The following is a 23,080-nucleotide window of genomic DNA, read 5'->3' on the forward strand; positions in this document are numbered from 1 at the left end:
AAACCTTAATCATTAATCATCTCAAATAGTGCTTCTATCGGTTTATTATAGCTAGCCAGTTTCTTGGCATTATACTCTATACTTCCAAGCTTAATTAGTCCCGAAGCATATCCGGAGCTTTTGTAAAATATCGCAAGGTTCCCCCAAGGGGCGTAATAAGCAAGGTCTCCTATTGAAGCAGTTGTCCCTGGCGGAGAACCCTCGGCGGATAGACGTGCTGGAAGATCACTAATCTTCTCAGCGCCTGCATAGTCCTGTAAGGTTAGCTTTAAAGGAAGCTGGGTGATGAATCCTTCCACTGCTTTACTATCTATTAATGTGGCTATATATTCATCCTGCCCAATTGTCATTTTTAATTTCATGCTAGTTTCACTCCCATTCGTCCTATGGATTGACTACATGCTTTGAAAAATCTCAATCCCCCGCTTCAAACGTTGCAAGCCATCTTCCAGACGATTTTTGGGGCAGGCGTAGTTTATTCTAATGAATCCTTGTCCATTCCTGCCAAAAATAGCTCCTTCAGAAATGTACAATCCGGCTTCTTTTCTTATACATTCGCATAGAGCTTTCGAATCACTAGTTACAGCTGTGCAATCAACCCACGCCAGGTAGGTAGCCTCAGAATGAATGACCTTTAGCTCTGGAAGCTCTGTTGCAATAAAATACTCGATCCATTGCTTATTGACCATTAAATATTCCAGCAGTGCGTCAAGCCAAGGTTCTCCTTCTGTAAAAGCAGAAAGGGCTCCTTCAATGGCAAAAGTATTAGGTTCAGCCACTTCATCGGTATTGATCCCACGATTTACAAGCGCCCGCAGCTCCGGATTAGGTACGATAATAGATGACGTTTGGAGTCCTGCCAGGTTAAATGTTTTGGTTGGAGCCACGCACGTGATACTATTCTGGGCTATCTCTTCAGATACCGAAGCAAAGGGAGTATAGCGGTAGCTTGGATGCGTTAGATCACAATGAATTTCATCCGAAAGGATCAGCACATGATGTTTAATACAAAGGTTGCCGATGGACTCAAGTGTTTGTTTGTCCCACACCTTGCCTATTGGATTATGCGGATTGCAGAAAATCAGGAGTGTTGTTTCGGGATCGGCCAATTTCTCTTCCAGATCGGTGAAGTCGATGGAATACCTTTGATCCTTATAGACCAGCTCGCTCGTAAGAACCTTTCGCTGATTATTCACGATCGAGTTATAAAAGATATTATAGACTGGAGCCAGTAACAATACTTTCTCATTCACTTTGGTCATTTTACGTACAATGGAGGAAATTGCCGGGACGACACCAGTACAGAACATAATCCATTCCTGTTGTATCTGAAATTGATGCCTCCTACTCCACCATCCTGCAACTGCATTGTAGTACGCATCAGGAATCATTGTGTAGCCAAAGATCTTATGGTCTAATCTCTTCTGCAGAGCTTCGACAATTGCCGGAGACGTCTCGAAATCCATATCTGCCACCCATAGCGCAAGCTCGTCTGAATGAACATCCCATTTATAAGAGTTCGTACCCAAACGGTTGGTCATTTTATCAAAATTAAACACGGAATGTTTCACCTGCTACCTCCGAATTAAACGAGTTGCTTCGTTGGACGAATTAAAATTTCACTTACAGCAACCGTTTCAGGTGTACTAATGACATAGGCTACTGCGTCAGCAATATCGCTTGGACTCAAGCCCACACCTGCAATTTTTGCGTTATTTTTCAGCCATTCTCGGTTTTCAGCGTCATTGACCGTTGTGTACAGCTCAGTATCCACTAATCCTGGGGAAATAATTGTGCTGCGGAGATTGTTCTCACGTTCTTCCTGACGCAATCCCTCCATGATAGCACGGACAGCAAATTTTGTTCCGCAGTATACAGCAGAACCGGGATATACTACATGTCCTGCCACGGAGTCCGTTGCAATAATGTGCCCGGATTGCTGTTTTTTCATGATAGGCAAAACTGCAGCAATCCCATTCAGAACCCCCATAATGTTGATATCAAGCATTTGACGCCATTCATCGAAACGGGTTGCTGACAGCGGTGCTGTCGGCATAACTCCAGCATTATTGTATAGAACGTCTACACGGCCATACTTCTTAACTGCTAAATCAATAACCGCTTGAACTTCTTCTTGTTTGGTTACGTCCGCAACGGCATAAGAAATTTCAGCGTTAGGCAGGGATTCAACAAGAGATTTCAGGCGATCTTCACGTCTAGCCGCAATCACTAATTTTGCGCCTTCCCCAGCAAGTTTCTTCGTTGTGGCTTCACCAATCCCGCTTGATGCCCCCATGATAATGACAACTTTCTCTTTAATATTAGTCATGTTAATTCCTCCTCAGTTATTGATACAGGCCAAGTTTACAACTTCAAGTTAACTTGAAGTCAAACTTCTTTTTTGATTTACGTAAACTACACCAAAACCAGTTATGGCAATCAATAAGAGAATCATTGCATTAGTGAAAACCAATGATTGTATACTTGGAGCATGAAATAGCTGTCTGACCAATGTCCCTTCATAAGGTGAAAGGGTGGCTCCTAAGTTATAAGCGACCAACACGATAGTAGTGCCCAATTTTGCCATATTCGCAATTTGCTGCGTAAATGTATGCAGTAAGTAAGGCATAATACACCGAAATGAAAAACCGATAACTATCGAACAAAATGTAGTCAGAACAATACTCTGTGAGATCGTCGTCACAAACATGGATACTCCCAGAAAAAGGATGGCCAGGGGAACAATATAGTGTCTGAGCAATTTATATAATTTCCCAAAAGAGAAGCCGGCAATAAAGGCACCTAAACCTATAAAAGCAATCATATTGCTGCCGTTCGTCGCGTTCCCAATATTCTTCTCCATTATCAAAGGAGTAATCTGAATATTGTAGTTGATAAATAGAGTAACAATTACAAACAATAAAATGCCAAAGCCAATTATCACTCGTAAGGGCCTTTTATTACTTGGATGGTCTGAGGTCACTGTTAGTTGTTCCGCCCCGCCTTTGTCTATCTCCCTTTTATCTTCCGGAACAAAGAAAAGGAGCGCAACAAAAACGGGAAGTGCCAATGCATAAACATAAAATGATGTATACCAGTTAATTTTTAATAATTGACCCACGATTAGCGTCAGACTGATACCTCCTAATCCCTCAAAGGCACTCTCAATTCCAATTAAAGATGCCTGTTTCCCAGGATTATTTTGGTATATATCGTTGATCATCTGAATGATTAAGCGGTTAAATAAGCCAATACCCAGACCAAACAAACAGCGGGAAACGAATAACGATGAAAAAACATCGTGCTTCATTGCCGGGAATGTCCCTGCAATGAATACGAATCCTAATCCTGTTAAAATGGTTCTCTTCTTTCCGATCCGCAGTTCAAGCCGATTCCCGATTAGAACACCAAAAATAACGGAAGGTATTGTAGTCAGTAACCCTACCTGGGTCAGAGAAATAGCAGGAAAATCTTTCGCTATCGCCGGAATATTAGCGGCAATTATTGGTCCTGAAGATATTAATAACGCTACTGACAATAAGGAGTACGTCTTTAGTTTTTCCTTAGATTTAATATTAATCCCACTCCTTAGCCGCCGAGTTTCTGATATAGTCATGCTTTGCTTCTGTTACAAGTGTGCCTTTGAGCTTTTCCTCCCGTCCAAGCAATTTTCCATCGTAATCCTTAATTTTCATGGCCAATCTACAAATGGATTCGTCAAGTTCTTTCCGTTTCTGTATCAGTTTCTCCCTTTCATCGACCAGAATCTGTTTACGGGCTTCTAAAGAGTGATCACCGCTAGCGAATAATGACGTATATTCAATTAATGCCTCTATCGTCAAACCTGAATCCCGCATACATTTTATAAAATCAATCCATTTGATATCTTCCTCGTTGTAATCACGCACACCGCTTTCTTTCCGGTTAACCGGCGGAAACAAACCAATGCTCTCGTAGTATCTTAATGTGGCTGCCGAAAGATCAAACAGCTTAGCAACCTGAGTAATATTCATTCTTTTCACCTCAATATCAATATTTGCAGTCATTTCTGTTCCACTGTACATATCACGCACTAATGCTTCGATCAATGAAAATACAAAAGGCAACCATATGTTGCCTTGAGCTTTCCTTTAATAAGGTCTAATGTTTAGCTATGCGCCGAAGTTCGAATGATTGACCTGGTGCCAATACATGCATGCGTTCCGGATTTACAATACGGCCTAATAGTGATTTAGGATGACTGTTAAATGCAGCCATATCCGGAGCATCCACACTTCCCCAATGTGACAAAATCAGGTGAGTATCCGGGTAAGCATTCGCTAGTTTGACCGCATTATCTAATCCGATATGCCACGCTTGATCAGAAAAGTCAAAAAGTATCGCATCAGGTATTGGCATGTGTAATTGCTCATCCAGCAGCCGCGAATCACCCACTACCCACACAGAACCATCCGGAGTGCTTATATAAAAGCCGCAATAATCTTCAAACTTATAGACACGGCTACAATTTTTTTGCTCATTCTGCCACGCGTGGTCGGCGGGTGTCAGTTTCACACGAATCTGATTGATTTTAAAAGTGCCATATAAATCGTGACCATAACCGCCATTTATCTGTTCACCGGTCATTAATTCGGCTACATAATTTGTCGTATGATAACTATCGCATACCGCGTTCAGCGCTTTACATGTCTCACGGCTAAAATGATCATTATCACAATGAGTTATTAATATCGAATCCAGATGGGGAACATTTTGTGGAGTGATCGGCATTTCAATTAGCAAGGGCATGTCAAAACCAATTAATAAAGGATCGATCATAACGCATGTTCCACGGCTATTCATAAATAATCCTGAATTCCCTAACCAGCGAATGATTGTATTTTCCGTTTTCTCAAAGGCTTCTTTTCCAAATGGTTGTGTTTTTGGAGCTGCAGCTTGAGTTTTATTTTCTTTCAAGTACATCCACCTGCCTTTCTTGTTTTCCGAAATGGGCAATGCAATCGCTTTGTACTTATAAAGAATATCAGAAACATAAAAATCTGCTTTGTTGAGAAGCTCATTTCATTTGATCATTCAGCTCATATATAATATTTGAAGCAGCAATTCCTTCATCGTCCAGTATTATTTTTCCAATTCCATTCGCTTTAATGATTCCGGAGATTGGATTTTTGACACTGTCAATCATTGTAGTTGTTGTCACATCAATAGTGGAATATTCAAAGGCCAAATCCGTATTGATTATGCTCCCATCTTCAATTACCACGTTCTCCATGTAACACATTCCCTGATTACTCTCAATAGTACAGTTAATAAACGTAATATTTTTAGAATTCCATCCTAAATATTCTCCGGTGATTAACGAATCATATACGGTGACATTTTCACAGTTCCAGAATGCGTCTTTTGAGAGTAGCCGCGAATTACGGATTTCTATGTTTTTCGCACCATCGAAAACATAGTTTCCGGTCAAAGTTAAATCATCCACTCTGATATTTTCGCTGTTCATCCCAAAATAATCTCCTCTTGCAGTTACATGTAACAATTCAATATCCTTGCAGTTCCATAGCGTCTCCTCTGCATTAGGCATATCCACATGATTCAGACGGATATCACTTGCCCTGCGAAATGTCTTGGGTGCTTCAATGACACTGTCATTCATATCAATATGATGACTGTACCAGATTCCTGAGCGTGCCATTTCCTGAAGAGTTGTTCTCTTTAAACTAATGTTCTGGCAATACCATAGCGGATACTTCCATTTAAAAAAACTGTTGTGGATAGTAATATCTGCACTTTCCTTCAGCGGTGATTCACCTTCCGCAAAAGTAGAGTTTTTAATCAAAAGATTCTTGCTCATAAATAGTGCGCGTTCTCCTGTTAGCTTTTGTTGATCAATAGTTTGCATGGCTAATCCCCCTGTCTCAGATCAGCTTACAACTTAAAGTTAACTTGAAGTCAAATATTTTCGGGCACGAATAGATCGATAATTAGTGATCCCTACTTGCGGTAAAGTCCACTTGAAGGTATACAGTAGATGATGTTGCAGCTAATACTTGAATGGAGGATGGTAACAATGGCAGAGAAACAAACTGCAGGAAGAGACAAGCTGGGAGAATTTGCACCTAAATTTGCTGAACTGAACGATGATGTATTGTTTGGTGAGGTTTGGTCAAGGGAGGAAGAACTTTCTTCCCGCGATCGCAGCATGATTACAGTAGCAGCTCTAATCTCAGGAGGAAACTTTGAACAGTTAACTCCACATCTTCATAAAGCGAAAGCAAATGGAATCACCCAAGAAGAAATTGCAGAGATCATTACACACCTATCGTTCTATGCCGGTTGGCCCAAAGCTTGGTCCGCTTTTAACATCGCTAAGGAAATCTATAAAGAATAAAAATAGAGAGGATGTCCATGATGTCAAATGAACAATTATAGAGCAGCACCATTTTTCCATTAGGAAAAAAAGTTGAAGCTAATTTTAAAGGCGATCGGAAACGTGACCTTTGCCCCCGGCGCCCGTAATAACTGGCATCCACATAAAGCTAGGCGGGTTTTATTAGTTACAGGTGGTGAGGGTTGGTATCAGGAAAAAAGAAAACCTGCAAAGTTGCTTAAAACTGGTGACGGCGAAACCGAATGGTTGGAGTCTGTCGATGACGCTTGGTATGATAGTTTATAAACATTATTTATCACAAAATAAAAGTCCCGATATAGGAAATTCCTAAACGGGACTTTTATTGTGCATTATATTGAATGTATTAATGGATTATCATCTTTCATGATCCACTTTTGTCATCATTTGTGGTCGTTTTTGCAGCTTTGGTGATCCCTCACAACAATCTAAGAATATCTCCTAAACCCTTATCCTTACCCGCACCGGCTATATCCACAATTGCTGCAGGTCTTACATCCCTCGATGTTAATTAGCGAGGCGCTGCCGCAGGATGGGCAGAGGTCGCGGGAGGCGGTGGCGTGGCTATGTGCACCGTGGCCGCCGTGACCGTCATCCGTGGAGGCTGCCGCTGGCAAGCTTGAGTTCAATTCTGCATTCAAAGCTTCATTGAAATCAAGCTCCAGAGTCGCCGCGATTGGAGCAGGGACATCGTCTTCATGGGCGTTGTTCTGCACATGGGTTTCCAGGGCTTTGGCTACTGCGTCGGCGATGGACTCGACACGGTTCGCGCCGAAGCCGATAGCGCCGGAGCCGCCGATGCCCTTGAGATGCTTGATCAGCAGCTCAACCTTCTCGCCATGGTCGCCGTAGCGGAGGAACAACGAGCAGACACGGCCCAGTGCTTCGGCCATGGCGAAGACGTCGGAGCCGGCTTTGCCGACATTCAGGAAGATTTCAGCCGGAATGCCATCCAGGTCGTTAATGGTGATATACGCCATACCGAATGGCGTGTTGATCTTATAGGTAGCGCCGCGCAGGACCTGCGGGCGTTTTTTGTATTGTTTGTCTTCGCTGCCTGCGGCGCTAGCTTGCGGTGCAGGAGCTGCCGCTACAACTGCGCTGGCTGTTACAGCCGGTGCAGCAGGTTCTGCGGCTGGAGCTGGGGCTTCCGCTGCCGGAGTTTCCTTCTTGTCTTCCTTCTTCGACGTTTCCAGAATCTGTACGTCGCGGCTGCCGTCACGGTAGATCGTTACGCCTTTGCAACCCAGATCGAAGGCCATTTCGTACAATTCTGCCGTTTCCTCAACGGTGAAATCGGACGGGCAGTTCGCCGTCTTGGAGATCGAACTGTCCACCCAGCGCTGGATTGCCGCCTGTGCGCGGATATGATCCTTCGCGGACAGATCCATCGAAGTTACGAAGTAGTCAGGAAGCTCTTCACCCGGATGGGCTTCCAGCCATTCCTGGGCAATCGGCACGAACTGCTCGTCGTAGCCGAGACGGCTCTGACGGAAATATTTGAAGGCGAAATACGGCTCAATTCCGGTCGATGTTCCTACCATGGTACCCGTGCTGCCTGTAGGTGCCTGGGTGATCACGGTAACATTGCGCATGCCGTGCTTACGGATGGATTCACCGACTTCAGGGTAGGTTTCGGTAATATTTTTCATGAATCCGCTGAGCAGATATTTCTCTGTGTCAAAGGCCTGGAACGAACCCTTCTCACCGGCAATTCCGGACGAGGCCAGGTAAGCTTCGCGTGCCATGAAACCGTAGAGCTTGTCCAGGAACTCCAGGGATTCCGGGCTGCCATAACGGATGTTCAGCTTGATCATCAGCTCGGCCAGACCCATGGTGCCCAGACCTACACGGCGTTCCAGCTTCTGGTTCGCTTCATTTTCCGGGAAGTGATAAGGAGTCTTGTCGATAACATTGTCCAGAAAACGGACAGAATAACGGGTGGTTGTCGCCAGATCGGCCCAATCCACATCATGATTCTCCGCATCATAGAACTTGGAGAGGTTGATGGCGGACAGATTGCATACGCCCCAGCCCGGCAGACCCTGCTCGCCGCATGGATTGGTGCAGATGATCGGGTTGAAATACCAGCTGTTGGACATCTGGTTGTAGTACTCCATGAATACAACACCCGGCTCCGCCGATTTCCATGCCGATTCAATAATAGTGTGCCATACCTCACGCGCCTTGACTGTGCGGTAAGGAATCACGGCCCGGCCGTCGGCCTTCCATTTATCCAGATCGCCGTCCCAGATGGTATCGTAATCCGGATCTGTCGTATCCGGGAATACCAGCTCCCAGTCCAGATCTTCCTTCACTGCCTTCATAAAAGCATTGCTCACACATACCGACAGGTTGGCGTTCGTCACCTGACCCATCGTCTGCTTCACGGTAATGAAATCAACCACATCAGGGTGCCAGTCATTGATCATCAGCATCAGCGCGCCGCGGCGGCTTCCGCCTTGTTCAATTAGTCCAGTGGTGTAGCTGAACAATCCGCCCCAGGATACGGAGCCGCTGGACGAGCCATTGACGCCTCTTACGATAGCGCGGCGCGGGCGAAGCGAGGACAGGTTGATGCCTACGCCGCCGCCGCGTGCCATGATCTCAGTCATTTCGGACAGCGTCTGCATGATGCCCCCACGGCTGTCTTTTGGCGAAGGAACGACATAACAGTTGAACAGGGTCAGTTCTTCACTTGCCCCGGCACCTGCTGCAATGCGTCCGCCCGGAACAAGCTTCCAGTCATCCAGAATAGACCGGAATTTGCCTGTCCATTCTTCTTGAAGCTCAGGGGTTTTCTCTACTGAAGCCATAGCGGATGCGAGCCGGTCCCACATTTCTTCCGGGGTCTTCTCTATGTTAAGTGTAAGCTTCTCCACATCTGATTGTACGAGCTCGCCACTGCGCGTTTTTACGGTTACCGTACGGCCGCTCCGTTCAACAATTTCCCCGACTTCCTTGGTAGGGAACTTCGGATCGTCTTTTGTCAGCACTAGCACAACATCGCCTACCTTGGCATTGTTGTTGTCTGCATCCTTCCAGGCATAACGGTCCAAAAATATTTTTTCGCTCAGACCTTCAAGACGCTGTTTGCGTTCCACTGTACTCAATAGAAAAACCTCCCGGATATTGTGATATGTAAAACTCTCCAAGTGGAAACGGCTTCGTTGTCCTTTTAAAGGGACGGAATCCGTTTCAGCGAGAAATATAAGGATGATTTATAGCATGAAACATATAAATCCTTATATTTCAAGGAAAATAAGGATCAGCCTGCCTCACGGAGCGGTATAACCCTCATATTCCAACCGAAACTCGGCGGATTGTGACTGCACCCGGCTTGGACGCAGAAAGATCCTCTTGTCAATAAAAAATAACCGAAAATCGCCCGGTGTAATCAAAATTTCAAGCATTTGTAACAATATATTGTGTCAGTCAGCTTTTCAACTATACCACATATTGTGTGGAAGGTCTTTTTCGAAAATAGGAGCCTCTCAGCGAAATTTCGGCAAAAGATGGCACATTTACTCCCTCTTGCTCGCTATTTTACAACATCGGACCGAAAATAGCAGGTTATGAAACCTTTCTTTTAAGAGCATACTACTGCTACACATTCCGATATGAACCAAGCGCCGGAGGAGGCTGCAACATGACGCAATTATTCCGTAATCCATTACCGGAAGAGGACCCGACCAAAGAAAGCGTGCTGCCTGTACCTCTGTCATTCGAGCGAAAATGGCTGGATGAATTAGAGTCAAGTCTGGAGAAGGGCGGCCCTTGGGGCAACTGGAGACTGTCCCGGCTCGCCATTGAAGGTGAGAAATCCGGGCTTGTAACCAGCTTTGATGAGCTGCAATGCATGAAGCATCTGTCCGGGCTCTCCCCGCTCCCCCATCAGCTCGATACCGCTCACAAGGTACTATTCCAAATGTCCGGACGCGCCATTCTAGCCGATGAGGTCGGACTTGGCAAGACAATTGAAGCCGGGCTCGTGCTGAAGGAATATCTGGTACGGGGACTTGTGACAAGGGTCCTCATTCTCGTTCCTGCTTCTCTCGTGCTTCAATGGGTACGCGAGCTGAATACCAAATTCGGCATTTCTGCTGTAGCCCAGAAGAAAGCCTACTCCTGGGATAACTCTATTGTAGTCGCCTCCATGGATACCGCCAAGCGGGATCCGCATAAGGAAATATTGCTGAATCATGAATACGACATGCTGATTATTGACGAAGCCCATAAACTCAAGAACAAGAAATCAACTAATTATCTGTTCGTCCAGCAGCTGCGCAAAAAATATTGTCTCCTGCTCACCGCTACGCCGGTTCAGAATGATCTGGGTGAGTTGTTCAATCTAATCACGCTGTTGAAGCCGGGTCAGCTCGGAAATCAGGGGGACTTCGCCACTAATTTCGTGGTGGACAAGCGCCAGCCGAAGAATGAGGTTCAGCTGCGGGGTGAGCTATCCAAGGTCATGATCCGCAACCGCCGCGGCGAAGGTCCGGTCAACTTCACGAAGCGCAAAGTGCGCAATATTCCGCTCACGCTCTCACCGGAGGAGAAAGTATTATATGACGGGGTTACCGCCTTTGTCAAAGACCAGTATCAGGAAGCGGGCGGCAATCTCAGCAGCATGCTCTCTCTGGTTACGCTTCAGCGCGAGGTGTGCAGCAGCCGGGATGCCGTATTTATCACCCTGGTCAATCTGATCAAAAAGCTCCCGGCCGACTCGCCAAAACGCGAGCGGATGATGGATCTGCTCCAGACACTCCGGACCGTCAAGACGAACACAAAAGCTGAGAAAACCATGGAGCTGATCCGGGGGATGAACGAAAAGGTGATTGTTTTCACCGAATACCGGGCTACTCAGGAGTATCTGCTCCAGTACTTCCGCGATCATGGTCTCCAGTGCGTAACCTACTCCGGCGGCATGAACCGGGGCAAAAAAGACTGGATGATGGATCTCTTCCGCGGCCGCGCCCAGGTGATGATTGCCACCGAAGCCGGAGGCGAAGGCATCAACCTGCAATTCTGCCACCATATGATCAATTTCGATCTGCCCTGGAATCCGATGCGGGTGGAGCAGCGGATTGGCCGTGTGCACCGGCTGGGACAGGAGAATGATGTGGTGATCTACAATCTTTCGACGGAAGGCACCATTGAGGAGCATATCCTTCATCTGCTGCATGAGAAGATCAATATGTTTGAGATGGTCATCGGCGGACTGGACGTTATTCTGGAACGTTTTGAGAAGAAGGAATCTTTGGAGAAAAGCCTGTACAAGATCATGCTCGAAGCCCGCAGCGACGAGGAGCTGCGCAGCGGACTGGACCATATCGGCGAATCGCTGAGCGAGCTGACACACGGGGTACGGGACGAAAGCGAGGCTGGGGCATGACACTCACGCCACAGGAAGTACGCAAGCAAGTCATGGATTATCTGGAGGCCACAGAGTGCTCGATTATCGAAGTGTCGCCACTGCATGTGACGGTGAAGCTCTCGCCGCGCGCGGACCGGATGCTCACGGACCGGCCTTATTATTGGGGGTTCGTCGAGAGGACGGGCACCCCGCCGGAAACACTGTCGTTCACCTTCGTCTTCGATCCGGAGAAGTACGATCATCTGGCGGCAGCCGCTCAGGCGGCACCGCCCTCCAGACAGCCGCGCGGAGCGGGGGACCGCACAGTCGCGGCTGGACTGCCGGCCGGAGCTGGTGCGGCCGGGGCGGACACCGGCGGCACCACTACCGGCGGGCCCCTAGCCGGAGCGGCACCGCTGGGGATCTCTGCTGATCCGCAGGACAGCATCCTTGCCCGCTTCTTCGGGTTCGTTCCGCCGCTCCCCCGGATCGGTCCCGGCATGATCAGACGCGAGGACGTCACCTACGGCAGCAAGCGGCTGGGGCAGATCTGGTCGGCTGCCCGGGAGGAAGGCAAATGCCTGCAGCTCTTCGAGGATCCGGGAAGCAGGCAGCGGATGACCTTATTCTCGGCAGCCTACGAGCCTTGGCTCGCCGTCTGCTACAAAGTGGAAATGAGCTGCGACCTGAAGCGCGAGGAGCTGCATTTCATCGGCGTCTCGCTCACCTCCGGGCTGATTGTCCCGGACTTCGAAGCGAAGCTGGGGTCACGTGAATTGACGCCGCGCTTGCCCGAAAACATTCACATAGAGCCCTCCGGGCTGAGCCTTACTGCCGGAGCCGACAAGCTGGAGGGCTATCTTACTTCCAAGCTGGCTCTGCTGGACTACACCTGGGCCGAGGAAGCGCGTGAGCGGCTGAGGCTGGAGCTGAGCATTGTAGATATTTATTATGAGGAGCTGCTTAAAGAGCAGGATGAGGAGAAACGGCTGGCGATCCTTGAGCAGTACAACCGCCGCCGCAAGGAGACAGCCTGGCAATATGAACCGCAGATTGCAGTTTCTGCCGTCACCTACGGCTTGTTCCATCTGCGGAGCACATAAGATGCGACCCAGCTCGCTAAAAGCAGGCAAAAAAACAGAGGAATTCCCGCACCGCCGCGGACAGCAAGCAACAGCCTTTTCAGAGCTTGTCCTCTACAATACAATCAGTACTTCCGACAAGTGGAAACGGCTTCGCCATCCTTTTATGGATGGTATTCGTTTCAACGAGAAATAGAAGGATGATTTATAGCGTGAAACATATTAATCCTTATATTTTAAGAAAGGTGAACGCCAAATGAAGATAAAAGCTAGGCAGAAGGACGCTCTCGGACACCGGGCACGCCTCCTTCTCTGCCTGTGTCTGGGTCTGATGCTGTTCTCAGCCAGCTCTGCATTCCCTGCGGAGCTGTCAGCCACAGGGACCCGGGTGACCGTCACACAAGCAGTCTCCAAAGCCGATTTGCCTTTACTTGAGATGACACCCGTTGCCTCACCGGAATCCTTGCAGGATTTCGCCAGTCTAACGATTAGCAAGCTGTCGGCCAATCCGCCCTTCACGGGCTGGAAACATGCCAGCACCGAGTATTTCCCCCTCGGTCCTGGAACCCATAGCTGGCTGGTTAATGTGATGAACGGAGAGCAACGGATCGGCTATTTGATTATCACCGCTGCAGAACAAGGCGGTTATGTGCTTAGTGAGTATGGAGCCGGCAGCTACGGCCTCCCCTACAGCATGCAGGATCTGCGCCAGTTTCTGGTGCAGCAAGAACTTATTCCCTCTCATTTTTCCGGAAAGCTTGAACTTGACGCGCTCTATGCTCCAATGCTGCCCGTATGGAAATTAACGATAGACAACAAGACATTCTATATTAATGCATCGATATTACAGGTTCTGCCTTGGAGTCCCAGCCAAGCGGATGATGTTCTGCATGGCAATGCTGCCGGAAGCGGTACCCTATCCAGCCTGGATACAGCTCTTTCTCCCCTTCCCGTCTACCTGACGGAGGGGCAGGATGATCCCTATGCTGATTTGATCTGGCTGTCGGCACCGCCACTGGCCAATCTCAGCACCGACAAACTCGCCCTGACTCTAGCCTCAGGCGGCAGTTTGGCCTTCCAATCCCGAGGCCGAAATGATGCATTGGGGGCTCCCTTTATGATTACCGGCTTTCAGAGCTGGCGGACAGCTGCCTCCGGCAGCGGTACGGCCAGCGCTAGCTCCAGCATCCTGTACGCCGCTTCCGGACCGGAAGGCAGACGGTATCTCCCCTTCGGGGCGCTACAGCATAGCGGTACCTTACACAAGCTTCCTTCTTCCGGCAATGCCGCACTAGGCTTCACTTCTGGAGCAGTATCAGCAGGTGCTGTCCCTAAATGAGGTAGTGCTAACATGTCCATATGTACACACAAAGAACCTCCCCGACGCCTGATGCACAGGCATGGGAAGGTTCTTTGCTTAAGATGTGCTGTATAAGGCTGAAAGGTATATGTCTCCGGTGAACCTTCTAGGCTTGACGCGTTACAGCGAAGTGAGTCAGTTACTGCGCTATTTCTTGCTGCTTCGCGACCACTTGCTGCGCCATATGGACCAGCCTAGCGGGAGCATGCCGAACCATTTTTCCGACCAGGGCTGCTTTTCAGCCTTTCTCCGTTCCCTGCTAGCCTTCGGGTCTTCCATATAGACGACTACCTTCTCCGTGATGTACTTCACCAGATCATCTCCCCCAGAAGCCATACGGATCACCTCCTGTTTCCCTGATTCAGAAGTCCCATTACGCTTGCTTCAAGCTTCATATTTCTAGTCTGCTCCAAAATCCCTTGTGCTAAACCTTTGCACTTTTTTCCGTATAGCTTGGACAACTGTGGCACAATCTAACAAAGAGTCCATCCAATTGACCAGCCCGGACAAGGAGGTTATTCACTTGAGAAGCTCGTATCGCTTGAAAATACTACCGAGAGCAAGCGCCTGCTTGAGACAGACACGGCGTTTATGGCTGCTACTGGCAATTGCAGGACTGCTGCTCTCGTTATTGTCAGGAACGGCTGCAGGAGCACGACCGCTTCCTGTATCTCCAAAAGCAGACGGGAAGCCGGAACGCCAACAAATGCTCGGCCACGATCAGCGGATCATTCTGATTGATGCCGGACATGGGGGCATTGACGGCGGCACCTCGCACGGCAGCATTCTGGAAAAAGATATTACGCTGGCGATATCTCGCCGGCTGTTCCTGCTGCTGCGCAGTGACGGTTTTGACGCCATTCTGAACCGGACCGGGGATTATGCTCCCAGTGATGAAAACCGCTGGCTGCGCAGCTCCTCCCGGCATTTGCGTGATCTGGCTCAGCGCAAGGAGCTGGCCGAGACCCTGCCTGCGAACCTTGTGGTCAGCATTCATATCAACTGGGCGCCTTCTCCGGCGAAGCATGGGCCATTGGTGCTATACCGCCAGGAGGGCCGCAGCTTCCTGCTGGCCAGGTCTATTCAGGATCAGCTGAACCAGCTCTACGATGTAAAGGAATCCCCCAGAGCAGGCAAACCCTTTTATCTGCTCAACAAAATAACCGCCACAACGGTTATCGTTGAGGCGGGATTCATTAGCAGTGCAGCTGACCGGGACAAGCTGTGCAGCCCGAAAGGGCAGGAGGAAATTGCCGAAGCCATCGCGGGCGGCATCGCTGCCTACCTTATGGAAGTGTGAGACTGGTATTCCATTTCCACTGCTCCTTGACCAGATCCGAAATTCCTACAAATTCAACACTGTCCTTCAATTCGGCAATACCGCTGACGATACCTGCGGCGGTCTCTTTACCCTGAATGCCTACATGTCCGATCGTCACACAATATTTTTGACTCTGCGCCCTTTCCTGCACAAGCCGCATTTGCTTCGCAACATGGCCTGAGGTATGGACATCATCCAGAAAAATGTGATTTTCCACCGGAGGAAGTCCCATCTCCCTAGCCAACCTTCCGGCAATCGAGCGGTAGTTGGTATGACTGTCAACAAAGAACAAGCCACGCTCCTTGCATACGCTCAGAATAATGCCCATGACCCGCTCATCCCCGGTCACTTTGGAACCCATGTGATTGTTGATCCCGATGGCAAACGGAACATTATCCAGTGCAGCCTCCACCCGCTGGCGCACCTCTGTATCGCTCATCCGTGTCATTATGGCTCCAGGCCCCAGCCATTCCGGTTTGCCTTTATTCGGCTCCATGGGCAAATGCACCAACACATCCAGGCCCTGCTCATGCGCACGCCTTGCATCCTTCTCCGAAGTCGGGAGGAATGGCATGACTGCCACCGTGAATTTCACAGGCAGCGCGAACATCTCATCCGTCCCCTGCATCCCGTTGCCAAAATCATCAATGATCATGGCTACACGGCTGTGACCCGATATGTTCTCTGCCGGCTGAACTCGTGTACTTCGGCCTCCACTGGGCGGAACGGGCTCCGCCAGCAGAACGCCAGGATGTTTCTGCATCCTGCCAGGGTCTTGTGTAATCTCCTTCCCTTGAGCGGGTGGTACAGCAATGCACAGTGTGGTTAGTATAACTACTAACGCAATAAGACACATCATGGTGCGTTTAACCAAACGATAGCCCTTATTCATAAGGAATCCTCCTTCGAGTTCTACAACCATAGTTCTCATTGTTTGGAACCCAAAGGATAAATATGTACAGTCCGGCTACGCAATTATTAACAATCGCCGGCCAAGACCTGCTGTCCCCGCCGATCTGCGGCAAGAATAGCATCCAGCACCTGCTGTGGAGTCACAGTAAAAGGCATATTCCCCATCGGATTGTCTTCCGCACAGCTCGCTTCAGCAGCGGTCATAAGTCGCTCCTCCGGAGTACTGGACAACCCCAGGTGGCTTAAGGTGAACGGCAGGCCAGCCATCCGGCAAAATGAAATGACCTCCACGATCTCATCTTCCGGTGCCTGCTCAAGCATCAGCTGCACGAGTGTTGTGAATGCGACCTTCTCGCCATGCAGCACATGCCGGCATTCCTCCAGCATCGTAAGCCCATTATGGATGGCATGAGCTGCAGCTAATCCGCCACTCTCAAAACCGATGCCGCTGAGATAAATGTTAGCTTCGACAATGCGCCCAACCGCATCTGTGCCTTTGCCTTCCCGGCAATCCCGCAGTGCCTCGGCTCCATAGGCCAGCAGAGTGTCACGGCAAGCACCGGCCAGAGCGAAGGCGGCAATGGATCCGCTTCCTCCCGCCTCCGTTACCGCGCCTGAGCGGCGGCAGGCTCTAGCCTCATAATAGGTTGACAAGGCATCGCCCATTCCGGCAGCGAGCAGTCTGGCCGGAGCCTTGGCGATGATATCCACATCGGCAACCACCACATCCGGACTGCGCCGCAAATGCAGGTAACGGTCCAATTGGCCATCCTCCGTATATAGCACGGACAGGGCACTGCAGGGTGCGTCGGTGGAAGCCACCGTTGGCACGAGGACCACAGGCAACCCCGCGAAGTGGCTGACCGCTTTTGCCGTATCCAGTGTTTTCCCGCCACCAATGCCGACAATCACACCAATGCCCGCATCAAGTCCGTCAATAAGTTGTTCTACTTGCTCCATCGAACATTCCCCCCGGAATTCATGCTGAACCACAGGGAGAGCCGCACGCTCAAAACTTCCAGCAACCTCTTGCCCATATACAGAGAGAATATAGGGATCTACGATCGCATAGGCTCCTTTGGCTCCCAGTTGTGAACAATAGAGTCCAAGCTGCGAGAGCTCCCCTTTCCCTTGAATATATTTTGACGGAGAGCAAATCATTTGTGTCATTTGTAACATCCTCCCAAATGCATAGTCTTTCGAATTCCTTTCATTCTAAGCAGACTGTCCGGATCCGGCAATGAAAAAAGCCCCAACCAATGGGCTGGAGCCTACTGCCTATTATCGGATTGTCCGGCGCACAGGCATTTTCTTCTGATCTCCGGTCAGCTCACATTCCTGCGGCCCAAGAAAGTTCTGGTCTATTTTGCTATCAATCAAATCTACAATTTGTTGCAAGGATGCGATCTGATCCAGTATTTTCTGCTTATGGTTCAGTATCCTCTCATGCAGTTCCGGAAACTCAGACAAATTGGAATCCAGTGACAGGTCCAGGTAAGGGCGCATATCATCCAGTGACATTCCTGTTTTTTTGAGGCAGGTGATCAGCTTCATGGTCTCAATATCGTGGTCGCTGTAGATACGGTGGCTGTTTTCCTTACGCTGCGCCCGGGGCAACAATCCAATCTTCTCGTAATACCGTATCGTATCCTCTGTAATCCCCGTAAGCTCCGAGGTTTGTTTAATGGAATAACCGTGCAGCATATCAACGCTGATGTTCACTCCAGCTTCGCTCATAGAATCACCTTCCGCGGTTATTTTGAACTGTTTCTATTCATTGTATAACCTGGAGTCAGCTCCAAGTCAATCTCGGGTTTGCTTAAAAATCCTCTGCTTGACTTGGAGTCGGCTCCAAGTTATACACTGAGCGCATTAACCGCCAGGCCTTCAGCTCATTTCAGCAGCCTGCGACTCACTCCAAAGGAGAAATGACAAATGATTACAGGACAACAGTACCGCGGAACAGCGCTTATTACAGGTGCGAACAACGGCATAGGACTTGAATTGACCCGCAAAATGCTGACAGAAGGCTGGCAGATTATTGCCTTGATCCGTTCTGGTTTTCCAATTGAAGATCCATTCATCGCCGGGTCCGTGAAAAGCGGGCAGCTGCGGATCTACAAAGCCGACCTTAGTGACTTCACCGCGCTGAGACGTGCCTTGAATGAGATTAAAAGTAAGGAACAGAGGATCGATCTGCTGTTCAACAATGCGGGCGGCAGCTTCCCTGAACTGGGCAACTCCAAGCAAGGACGTGAAATGCATTTCGATCTCCAGACCGTAGCGCCGTATTTGATTACCATGGAGCTCAAAGCGCTTCTCCAGAAAGGACATTTAAAAACCGTAGTCAACACTTCATCCAATGCATTTATGACCATGAAGCAATTTGACCCGGACTCGCTGGAGCATCCCACTGAATTTAAAAAGCTTTTTGGTCCGTATGCGGCCTCCAAGCTGGCCCTCTCGCTCTGGACCCGGGAGCTTGCACCGCAGCTGGCTGCGGAAGGCATCCTGATCCGCAGCGCAGATCCGGGAGGTAATAACACCATTAGAAGCGGCAAAAAATCTGGATTGCCTTTCTGGCTGAAGCCGATCATTAAGCTCTTCTTCCCTCACCCGAGCCATGGTGCCGGACTACTGTACAATGCAGCCTTAGGCCAGCACAGCAAGCAGCCCGGTGTTTTTCTGGTGAAGGATCGGATCACCGAGCTGAAGTTCGCTGACCACAGCGCCGCTGTCCTTGCGAAGGTGCGGGCCATTTATGAGCAGGAATTCGTAAGTGACGGCGAATAACGGCCAAACGCGCGCAGCAGCAGCACATTCTCAATCACGATATGCGTCTTCCACCAGTTTTCGCTGATGGCGAACTCCCGCTCAAAGGCATCCCAGCTCCAGGTCAAATTCCAGACGCCTTCCTCATTTCTCGTCTGAAGTAGATAGTCCAGCTCCTCATGGAGAAGAGCGGCATTGCCTGCATACCCCGGGCTTTCCGGTGATTGGATAAATACCGAGGGTCTGCAGCTGTAGCCGCTCCACTCTCCCGCCCCCCGCTTAATTAATACAGTAATTTGATCCACAGCAGCTGCCTGAAGCCGGGTATAGGGCAATTGTTCCTGCAACCCCGCGTCCGAGATACACTCGATGAGAGTAACAATACATTTAAGCGGATGCATCTCAATCCCAGGGTCTGTGAGGAAAAATGCACTCAATTCTCTGGCAATCTCTATCCCTCGTTGATAGAGTCTGCTGCTTCTATCCGCATACTTCAGGATAAATCCGGCCAGAATGGCTGTAGGATTGAACATACTGTGGGCCGTGCTATTCGAGCTTGTGTGCCACCATGGCGCATGCGGATAAATGTTATTTGATTCAACAACATTCTTCCACGTAGTCCCTTCCACCTCAGCTCCGCTGTCAAGATACTGAAGAATCCCTTGAATCACTGGATGTGATCCATCCTCCCAATGTATCTCCAACAGTTTCTCTACTGCGTTAGCGGTCTGAATCGGAGCCGAACAAGGGTTCCACGAATCCGCCTCGAGGGCATGAGCGAACCCGCCATCCTCATTCTGATAGGCCGATAACGCAGAAAGTACAGCATCTGCTGGTCCCTTCTCGAAGTGAAACTTCCATCGTGCCAGGTCAACCGGCCGGGCATTGCGGTACACCCAATTTCGGATTCTTTTGAATTCCTGTTCCGATAAATCCATCTGCATTCTCCTTTGGGCACAAGGTTTAGACATGAACATCCTCTGCACCTGACTGTATTTAACCCGACTCCACCCTCAAATACTATGATATCCTTCATTACAGGGATCATAAATTAAAAATAGAATATAAAGGGAAACAGAGAACGACAAGGAGGATTTATTTTGATCGAAGATTTCTATTGCGATGAAGTATTCAGCGGAAAAACGCCTGTGGAAGCGGTGATCGAAACGGAGCACGTATTAGCCTACTATCATACAAAGCCCTTTTATCCCGTTCACATTGTCGCCGTTCCCAAGAAACATATTTCTTCTTTGCTCACGCTGCAGGAAAGCGACAATGAGACACTGCTTGAGATGATACGAGTGATCCAACAAGTGGCCGCATGTGTGACTGAACAATACGGAGCTTGCAAAGTCACTACCAATCTGGGAAGGTATCAGGATTCCAAACATCTGCACTGGCATATTTGTTTTGGCGAACCCCTGCGATAGATCCCGAGTCTGGCACTTTTCTTACATCCGCTCGGCCTAGAATAGCGGTTTTTGACTCCTCCGAACGTTCTCTGCCGCTCCACCCACTGATTCCAACCTGGGAAGTTGAGTTAAATATATGCGATAAGCATATTATAGGATAAGCAGAGGAGGGACTTATGAAGAAGACTGCTATCGGACGCGCCATTTCCTTTTCCAAACAGCTGTATCAAAAGATTAAACTTGATGATGTTCAAGGGATCAGCGCACAGCTTACCTACTACTTAATCCTGTCTTTATTCCCTTTTCTAATCTTCATTATGACGCTGATTGGTTATGCCCATATTTCGGTGGAGGATAAAATCCGTGATTTGGAACAGATCATGCCTGCCGAGGCGATCTCGATTATCGAGGAAATTCTGAAGGATGTTGCGGAGGGCCGCAGCCAGGCCTTGCTGTCCTTCGGGATGCTGGCAACCTTATGGGCCGCCTCCAAAGGAATCAATGCGATCATCAAAGGCCTCAACCGTGCCTACGATATTGAGGAGAGCAGGGTTTTCTGGAAAATACGCGGTATTGCCTTTTTGGCCACTCTTTTCATCGGATTAGTGGTACTGCTCAGCATTTTGCTGCTGGTGTTTGGCTCCTGGCTGAAAACACAGGTTTTCCTGCTGGTCGATCTGCCTTATGGCTTTCAGAAAATTTGGGACTTGCTGCAATATGCTGTTCCGCTGTTCATCATGTTCATCGTCTTCACTCTGCTCTACTGGATTGCCCCCAGCCGCAGGCTAAGACTGAAAGAGGTTATGCCCGGCGCGATGTTTGCTACCCTCGGCTGGATCATAACCTCTACCCTGTTCTCCGTCTATGTCAATCAGTTCAGCAGTTTCACTGAGACCTATGGCAGCCTCGGCGGGGTCATGGTGCTGCTGATCTGGCTCTACATCAGCTCCATCATCATCCTGGCCGGCGGTGAGATCAACGCTATCCTTATGAACCGGACGCTCCAGCGATCCATCAAGTGAATGTAAGCTTAATGGTAAAGGTTCCCGCCGCTGCCTTCCCCACCCCTGGCCGTTGCGGTGGCTGACGCCGCTGCCTCGGCTTCCGTAAGCGGCAGATATGCGCCTTCCTCCCGCAGCCGTCTGCGGAGGGAAATCGTGTCTACTGTATGGACGTCAGGCATGGGCTGTACGGCAGCCATGGCAGAGGCAATCCCTGCAGCCTCCCCCATTGCCAGACAGACAGGCATGACTCTGACGCTGCCCTGCACTTCACGTACACAGGAAATGGAGCGCCCGGCAACCAGCACATTTTTGAGCGAACGGGGGGTCAGGCAGCGGTAGGGAATGCCATGGGATTCCCCCGGACCATAGCGCTTAATCACTTCCTGCTTGCCTCCAGCCTGCTTCTCCTCCTTCTCCGTTCCATGAATATCAATGAAATAGCTGTTACGGCAAATTTCATCAGCGAAGCTGCGGCGGCTGACGTAATCATCCACACTGAGCACATAATCTCCAGTAATTCTCCGTGTCTCCCGCACACCCATCAATGATCCCGTATTGGCTACGAACGAGTTCCCGAAGGAGGCTGGCTGATATTCAGCAAGAGCATCCCTGTAGGCTGCGGCCAACTTGCGTCCCTGTATCAGCGCCTCCGATATGGATAGAACATCTGTATTATCCACTTCCCACAAATGTCCAGCATTAAAACCAACCGTTCTGGGTGCGATAATATTGTTGCAGATATGCGCATCCGGGATCAGGGGATAACGGCCGGAGCTAAGAATATCATAAATCGGGCTGGTTTTGTTGTTGTTATGGAGCATCGGGCCATGAAGGTACGCATACTCATCCACATTGCCCAGCGTGAAGCAGTGAGTGGCCGGCATTAGCTCACCGGTGTCCGAATCTCCTTTCAGATATTCCGCTCCCGCCCAAGCAGCAACGTCCGCATCACCCGTACAGTCAATATACACCTTGGCCTTCAGGGCTTGAAGTCCGCTTTTACTGGCTGTAATCAGTGCAGTCACATTACCGTCCTCATCCGTATCTACCGCACCCAGCTGTGTCATGAACTGGACTTTAGCACCCGCCCCCTGAACCAGCTCATCGTAGACCACCTTCAGCTTCTCAGGCTCAATAGGCACCCAGTCCATAGCGTCCTTGCTTACATGCGGCATCTTCGCCTTCAGAGTTTCAAATACCCTCATCGCCAGCCCTCTATAGATAATCGATTCCATGTCAGAGAATGGACACCACGCCGGCACAAGTCCCGAAGTTCCCATTCCGCCAAGGCTGCTTGTGGCTTCAACCAGAAGCGTTTTCGCTCCTTCCCGTGCTGCCGCGGCCGCCGCAGTACATCCGGCCGGACCTCCACCGACTACAATGACATCCCAGGAATCCTGAAGCGGAATTTCGTTATTCCGCATTCTGTAGCTGTTCATGCATTTCCCT

24 protein-coding genes are annotated in these 23,080 nt (G+C 49.3%); 10 read left to right on the forward strand and 14 right to left on the reverse strand.

The genetic code is table 11. The annotated features are described in order from the left end of the window. Window positions 1–5: 5 nt before the first annotated feature. From ACTJKB_RS28915 to ACTJKB_RS28945, 7 genes are all read right to left on the reverse strand, one after another. A complete protein-coding gene (locus tag ACTJKB_RS28915; RefSeq protein ID WP_440837750.1) occupies window positions 6–362 on the reverse strand; it encodes a cyclophilin-like fold protein in 357 nt (118 codons plus the stop codon). A gap of 33 nt (window positions 363–395) precedes the next feature. After that, window positions 396–1,571, reverse strand: coding sequence for a MalY/PatB family protein (locus tag ACTJKB_RS28920; protein WP_440837751.1), 1,176 nt, complete (start codon window positions 1,569–1,571; stop codon window positions 396–398). A 14-nt stretch (window positions 1,572–1,585) separates the two neighbouring features. Next, window positions 1,586–2,329, reverse strand: coding sequence for an SDR family oxidoreductase (locus tag ACTJKB_RS28925; RefSeq protein WP_440837752.1), 744 nt, complete (start codon window positions 2,327–2,329; stop codon window positions 1,586–1,588). A 48-nt stretch (window positions 2,330–2,377) separates the two neighbouring features. Beyond that, complete coding sequence (locus ACTJKB_RS28930) at window positions 2,378–3,616, reverse strand: MFS transporter (protein ID WP_440837753.1); 1,239 nt, start codon at window positions 3,614–3,616, stop codon at window positions 2,378–2,380. Then, window positions 3,576–4,013, reverse strand: coding sequence for a MerR family transcriptional regulator (locus ACTJKB_RS28935; protein WP_440837787.1), 438 nt, complete (start codon window positions 4,011–4,013; stop codon window positions 3,576–3,578). The genes ACTJKB_RS28930 and ACTJKB_RS28935 overlap by 41 nt, the downstream gene beginning before the upstream one ends. Window positions 4,014–4,140: 127 nt before the next feature. Then, on the reverse strand, window positions 4,141–4,956 hold the full coding sequence (locus ACTJKB_RS28940) for an MBL fold metallo-hydrolase (RefSeq protein WP_440837754.1): 816 nt from the start codon (window positions 4,954–4,956) through the stop codon (window positions 4,141–4,143). Between the two features lie 100 nt (window positions 4,957–5,056). After that, on the reverse strand, window positions 5,057–5,905 hold the full coding sequence (locus ACTJKB_RS28945; RefSeq protein WP_440837755.1) for a DUF3737 family protein: 849 nt from the start codon (window positions 5,903–5,905) through the stop codon (window positions 5,057–5,059). Between the two features lie 168 nt (window positions 5,906–6,073). On the opposite strand from ACTJKB_RS28945, the gene ACTJKB_RS28950 reads away from it, so the two are divergent. Both ACTJKB_RS28950 and ACTJKB_RS28955 read left to right on the forward strand, forming a co-directional pair. Further along, window positions 6,074–6,394 (forward strand): carboxymuconolactone decarboxylase family protein, encoded by a 321-nt coding sequence (locus tag ACTJKB_RS28950; RefSeq protein WP_440837756.1) that lies wholly within the window; start codon window positions 6,074–6,076, stop codon window positions 6,392–6,394. A gap of 72 nt (window positions 6,395–6,466) precedes the next feature. Continuing rightward, window positions 6,467–6,679 carry a hypothetical protein gene (locus ACTJKB_RS28955; RefSeq protein WP_440837757.1) on the forward strand — a complete coding sequence of 71 codons (213 nt, stop codon included), beginning with the start codon at window positions 6,467–6,469 and terminating at the stop codon, window positions 6,677–6,679. Window positions 6,680–6,867: 188 nt separating this feature from the next. Here ACTJKB_RS28955 and ACTJKB_RS28960 read toward each other — a convergent pair whose 3' ends face one another. Then, window positions 6,868–9,525, reverse strand: coding sequence for an adenosylcobalamin-dependent ribonucleoside-diphosphate reductase (locus ACTJKB_RS28960; protein ID WP_440837758.1), 2,658 nt, complete (start codon window positions 9,523–9,525; stop codon window positions 6,868–6,870). Between the two features lie 536 nt (window positions 9,526–10,061). Between ACTJKB_RS28960 and ACTJKB_RS28965 the strand changes: the two genes are divergently transcribed. The 4 genes from ACTJKB_RS28965 to ACTJKB_RS28980 are packed head-to-tail and all read left to right on the forward strand — an operon-like array spanning window position 10,062 to window position 14,189. Then, entirely contained in the window at window positions 10,062–11,807 is a 1,746-nt protein-coding gene (locus ACTJKB_RS28965) for a DEAD/DEAH box helicase (protein WP_440837759.1), read from the forward strand. Next, complete coding sequence (locus tag ACTJKB_RS28970) at window positions 11,804–12,871, forward strand: YqhG family protein (RefSeq protein ID WP_440837760.1); 1,068 nt, start codon at window positions 11,804–11,806, stop codon at window positions 12,869–12,871. Before ACTJKB_RS28965 ends, ACTJKB_RS28970 begins: the two co-directional genes overlap by 4 nt. Window position 12,872: 1 nt before the next feature. Continuing rightward, window positions 12,873–13,046 carry a hypothetical protein gene (locus ACTJKB_RS28975; protein ID WP_440837761.1) on the forward strand — a complete coding sequence of 58 codons (174 nt, stop codon included), beginning with the start codon at window positions 12,873–12,875 and terminating at the stop codon, window positions 13,044–13,046. A 60-nt stretch (window positions 13,047–13,106) separates the two neighbouring features. After that, a complete protein-coding gene (locus tag ACTJKB_RS28980) occupies window positions 13,107–14,189 on the forward strand; it encodes a hypothetical protein (protein ID WP_440837762.1) in 1,083 nt (360 codons plus the stop codon). A 168-nt stretch (window positions 14,190–14,357) separates the two neighbouring features. Here ACTJKB_RS28980 and ACTJKB_RS28985 read toward each other — a convergent pair whose 3' ends face one another. Beyond that, window positions 14,358–14,546 carry a YqzE family protein gene (locus ACTJKB_RS28985; protein WP_440837763.1) on the reverse strand — a complete coding sequence of 63 codons (189 nt, stop codon included), beginning with the start codon at window positions 14,544–14,546 and terminating at the stop codon, window positions 14,358–14,360. A gap of 235 nt (window positions 14,547–14,781) precedes the next feature. Between ACTJKB_RS28985 and ACTJKB_RS28990 the strand changes: the two genes are divergently transcribed. Beyond that, window positions 14,782–15,510: an N-acetylmuramoyl-L-alanine amidase gene (locus ACTJKB_RS28990; protein ID WP_440837764.1), complete on the forward strand. Its 729-nt coding sequence runs from the start codon at window positions 14,782–14,784 to the stop codon at window positions 15,508–15,510. Here ACTJKB_RS28990 and ACTJKB_RS28995 read toward each other — a convergent pair. The 3 genes from ACTJKB_RS28995 to ACTJKB_RS29005 all read right to left on the reverse strand — a co-directional run bounded on the left by ACTJKB_RS28995 (window position 15,497) and on the right by ACTJKB_RS29005 (window position 18,180). Beyond that, a complete protein-coding gene (locus ACTJKB_RS28995; protein ID WP_440837765.1) occupies window positions 15,497–16,423 on the reverse strand; it encodes a divergent polysaccharide deacetylase family protein in 927 nt (308 codons plus the stop codon). The two genes, ACTJKB_RS28990 and ACTJKB_RS28995, sit on opposite strands and share 14 nt — an antisense overlap. 86 nt (window positions 16,424–16,509) lie before the next feature. Continuing rightward, window positions 16,510–17,613 (reverse strand): glycerol dehydrogenase, encoded by a 1,104-nt coding sequence (locus ACTJKB_RS29000; protein ID WP_440837766.1) that lies wholly within the window; start codon window positions 17,611–17,613, stop codon window positions 16,510–16,512. A gap of 111 nt (window positions 17,614–17,724) precedes the next feature. Continuing rightward, on the reverse strand, window positions 17,725–18,180 hold the full coding sequence (locus tag ACTJKB_RS29005) for a MerR family transcriptional regulator (protein ID WP_440837767.1): 456 nt from the start codon (window positions 18,178–18,180) through the stop codon (window positions 17,725–17,727). Window positions 18,181–18,378: 198 nt separating this feature from the next. Here ACTJKB_RS29005 and ACTJKB_RS29010 point away from each other — a divergent pair, with 198 nt between their 5' ends. Continuing rightward, window positions 18,379–19,236, forward strand: coding sequence for an SDR family NAD(P)-dependent oxidoreductase (locus ACTJKB_RS29010; protein ID WP_440837768.1), 858 nt, complete (start codon window positions 18,379–18,381; stop codon window positions 19,234–19,236). Here ACTJKB_RS29010 and ACTJKB_RS29015 read toward each other — a convergent pair. Beyond that, on the reverse strand, window positions 19,203–20,153 hold the full coding sequence (locus ACTJKB_RS29015; protein WP_440837769.1) for a hypothetical protein: 951 nt from the start codon (window positions 20,151–20,153) through the stop codon (window positions 19,203–19,205). The genes ACTJKB_RS29010 and ACTJKB_RS29015 overlap by 34 nt on opposite strands. Before the next feature lie 159 nt (window positions 20,154–20,312). Between ACTJKB_RS29015 and ACTJKB_RS29020 the strand changes: the two genes are divergently transcribed. Both ACTJKB_RS29020 and ACTJKB_RS29025 read left to right on the forward strand, forming a co-directional pair. Further along, the gene (locus ACTJKB_RS29020; protein ID WP_440837788.1) at window positions 20,313–20,645 is read left to right on the forward strand and encodes an HIT family protein; all 333 of its coding nucleotides are present in this window, start codon (window positions 20,313–20,315) and stop codon (window positions 20,643–20,645) included. Between the two features lie 158 nt (window positions 20,646–20,803). Beyond that, the gene (locus ACTJKB_RS29025) at window positions 20,804–21,649 is read left to right on the forward strand and encodes a YihY/virulence factor BrkB family protein (RefSeq protein ID WP_440837770.1); all 846 of its coding nucleotides are present in this window, start codon (window positions 20,804–20,806) and stop codon (window positions 21,647–21,649) included. 8 nt (window positions 21,650–21,657) lie between these two features. Here ACTJKB_RS29025 and ACTJKB_RS29030 read toward each other — a convergent pair whose 3' ends face one another. Then, a complete protein-coding gene (locus ACTJKB_RS29030; RefSeq protein WP_440837771.1) occupies window positions 21,658–23,070 on the reverse strand; it encodes an FAD-dependent oxidoreductase in 1,413 nt (470 codons plus the stop codon). Between the last annotated feature and the right edge of the window lie 10 nt (window positions 23,071–23,080).

It is taken from the genome of Paenibacillus sp. 22594 (assembly GCF_052044425.1).
GTDB lineage: Bacteria > Bacillota > Bacilli > Paenibacillales > Paenibacillaceae > Paenibacillus_AQ.

What these genes read in the sequence shown, in the direction of transcription:
- ACTJKB_RS28915 (WP_440837750.1), bottom strand. Translation starts at nt 362, where the DNA reads ATGAAATTAAAAATGACAATTGGGCAGGATGAATATATAGCCACATTA.
- ACTJKB_RS28925 (WP_440837752.1), bottom strand. Translation starts at nt 2,329, where the DNA reads ATGACTAATATTAAAGAGAAAGTTGTCATTATCATGGGGGCATCAAGC.
- ACTJKB_RS28930 (WP_440837753.1), bottom strand. Translation starts at nt 3,616, where the DNA reads ATGACTATATCAGAAACTCGGCGGCTAAGGAGTGGGATTAATATTAAA.
- ACTJKB_RS28935 (WP_440837787.1), bottom strand. Translation starts at nt 4,013, where the DNA reads ATGAATATTACTCAGGTTGCTAAGCTGTTTGATCTTTCGGCAGCCACA.
- ACTJKB_RS28945 (WP_440837755.1), bottom strand. Translation starts at nt 5,905, where the DNA reads ATGCAAACTATTGATCAACAAAAGCTAACAGGAGAACGCGCACTATTT.
- ACTJKB_RS28950 (WP_440837756.1), top strand. Translation starts at nt 6,074, where the DNA reads ATGGCAGAGAAACAAACTGCAGGAAGAGACAAGCTGGGAGAATTTGCA.
- ACTJKB_RS28965 (WP_440837759.1), top strand. Translation starts at nt 10,062, where the DNA reads ATGACGCAATTATTCCGTAATCCATTACCGGAAGAGGACCCGACCAAA.
- ACTJKB_RS28970 (WP_440837760.1), top strand. Translation starts at nt 11,804, where the DNA reads ATGACACTCACGCCACAGGAAGTACGCAAGCAAGTCATGGATTATCTG.
- ACTJKB_RS28975 (WP_440837761.1), top strand. Translation starts at nt 12,873, where the DNA reads ATGCGACCCAGCTCGCTAAAAGCAGGCAAAAAAACAGAGGAATTCCCG.
- ACTJKB_RS28980 (WP_440837762.1), top strand. Translation starts at nt 13,107, where the DNA reads ATGAAGATAAAAGCTAGGCAGAAGGACGCTCTCGGACACCGGGCACGC.
- ACTJKB_RS28985 (WP_440837763.1), bottom strand. Translation starts at nt 14,546, where the DNA reads ATGGCTTCTGGGGGAGATGATCTGGTGAAGTACATCACGGAGAAGGTA.
- ACTJKB_RS28995 (WP_440837765.1), bottom strand. Translation starts at nt 16,423, where the DNA reads ATGAATAAGGGCTATCGTTTGGTTAAACGCACCATGATGTGTCTTATT.
- ACTJKB_RS29000 (WP_440837766.1), bottom strand. Translation starts at nt 17,613, where the DNA reads ATGACACAAATGATTTGCTCTCCGTCAAAATATATTCAAGGGAAAGGG.
- ACTJKB_RS29005 (WP_440837767.1), bottom strand. Translation starts at nt 18,180, where the DNA reads ATGAGCGAAGCTGGAGTGAACATCAGCGTTGATATGCTGCACGGTTAT.
- ACTJKB_RS29010 (WP_440837768.1), top strand. Translation starts at nt 18,379, where the DNA reads ATGATTACAGGACAACAGTACCGCGGAACAGCGCTTATTACAGGTGCG.
- ACTJKB_RS29015 (WP_440837769.1), bottom strand. Translation starts at nt 20,153, where the DNA reads ATGGATTTATCGGAACAGGAATTCAAAAGAATCCGAAATTGGGTGTAC.
- ACTJKB_RS29025 (WP_440837770.1), top strand. Translation starts at nt 20,804, where the DNA reads ATGAAGAAGACTGCTATCGGACGCGCCATTTCCTTTTCCAAACAGCTG.
- ACTJKB_RS29030 (WP_440837771.1), bottom strand. Translation starts at nt 23,070, where the DNA reads ATGAACAGCTACAGAATGCGGAATAACGAAATTCCGCTTCAGGATTCC.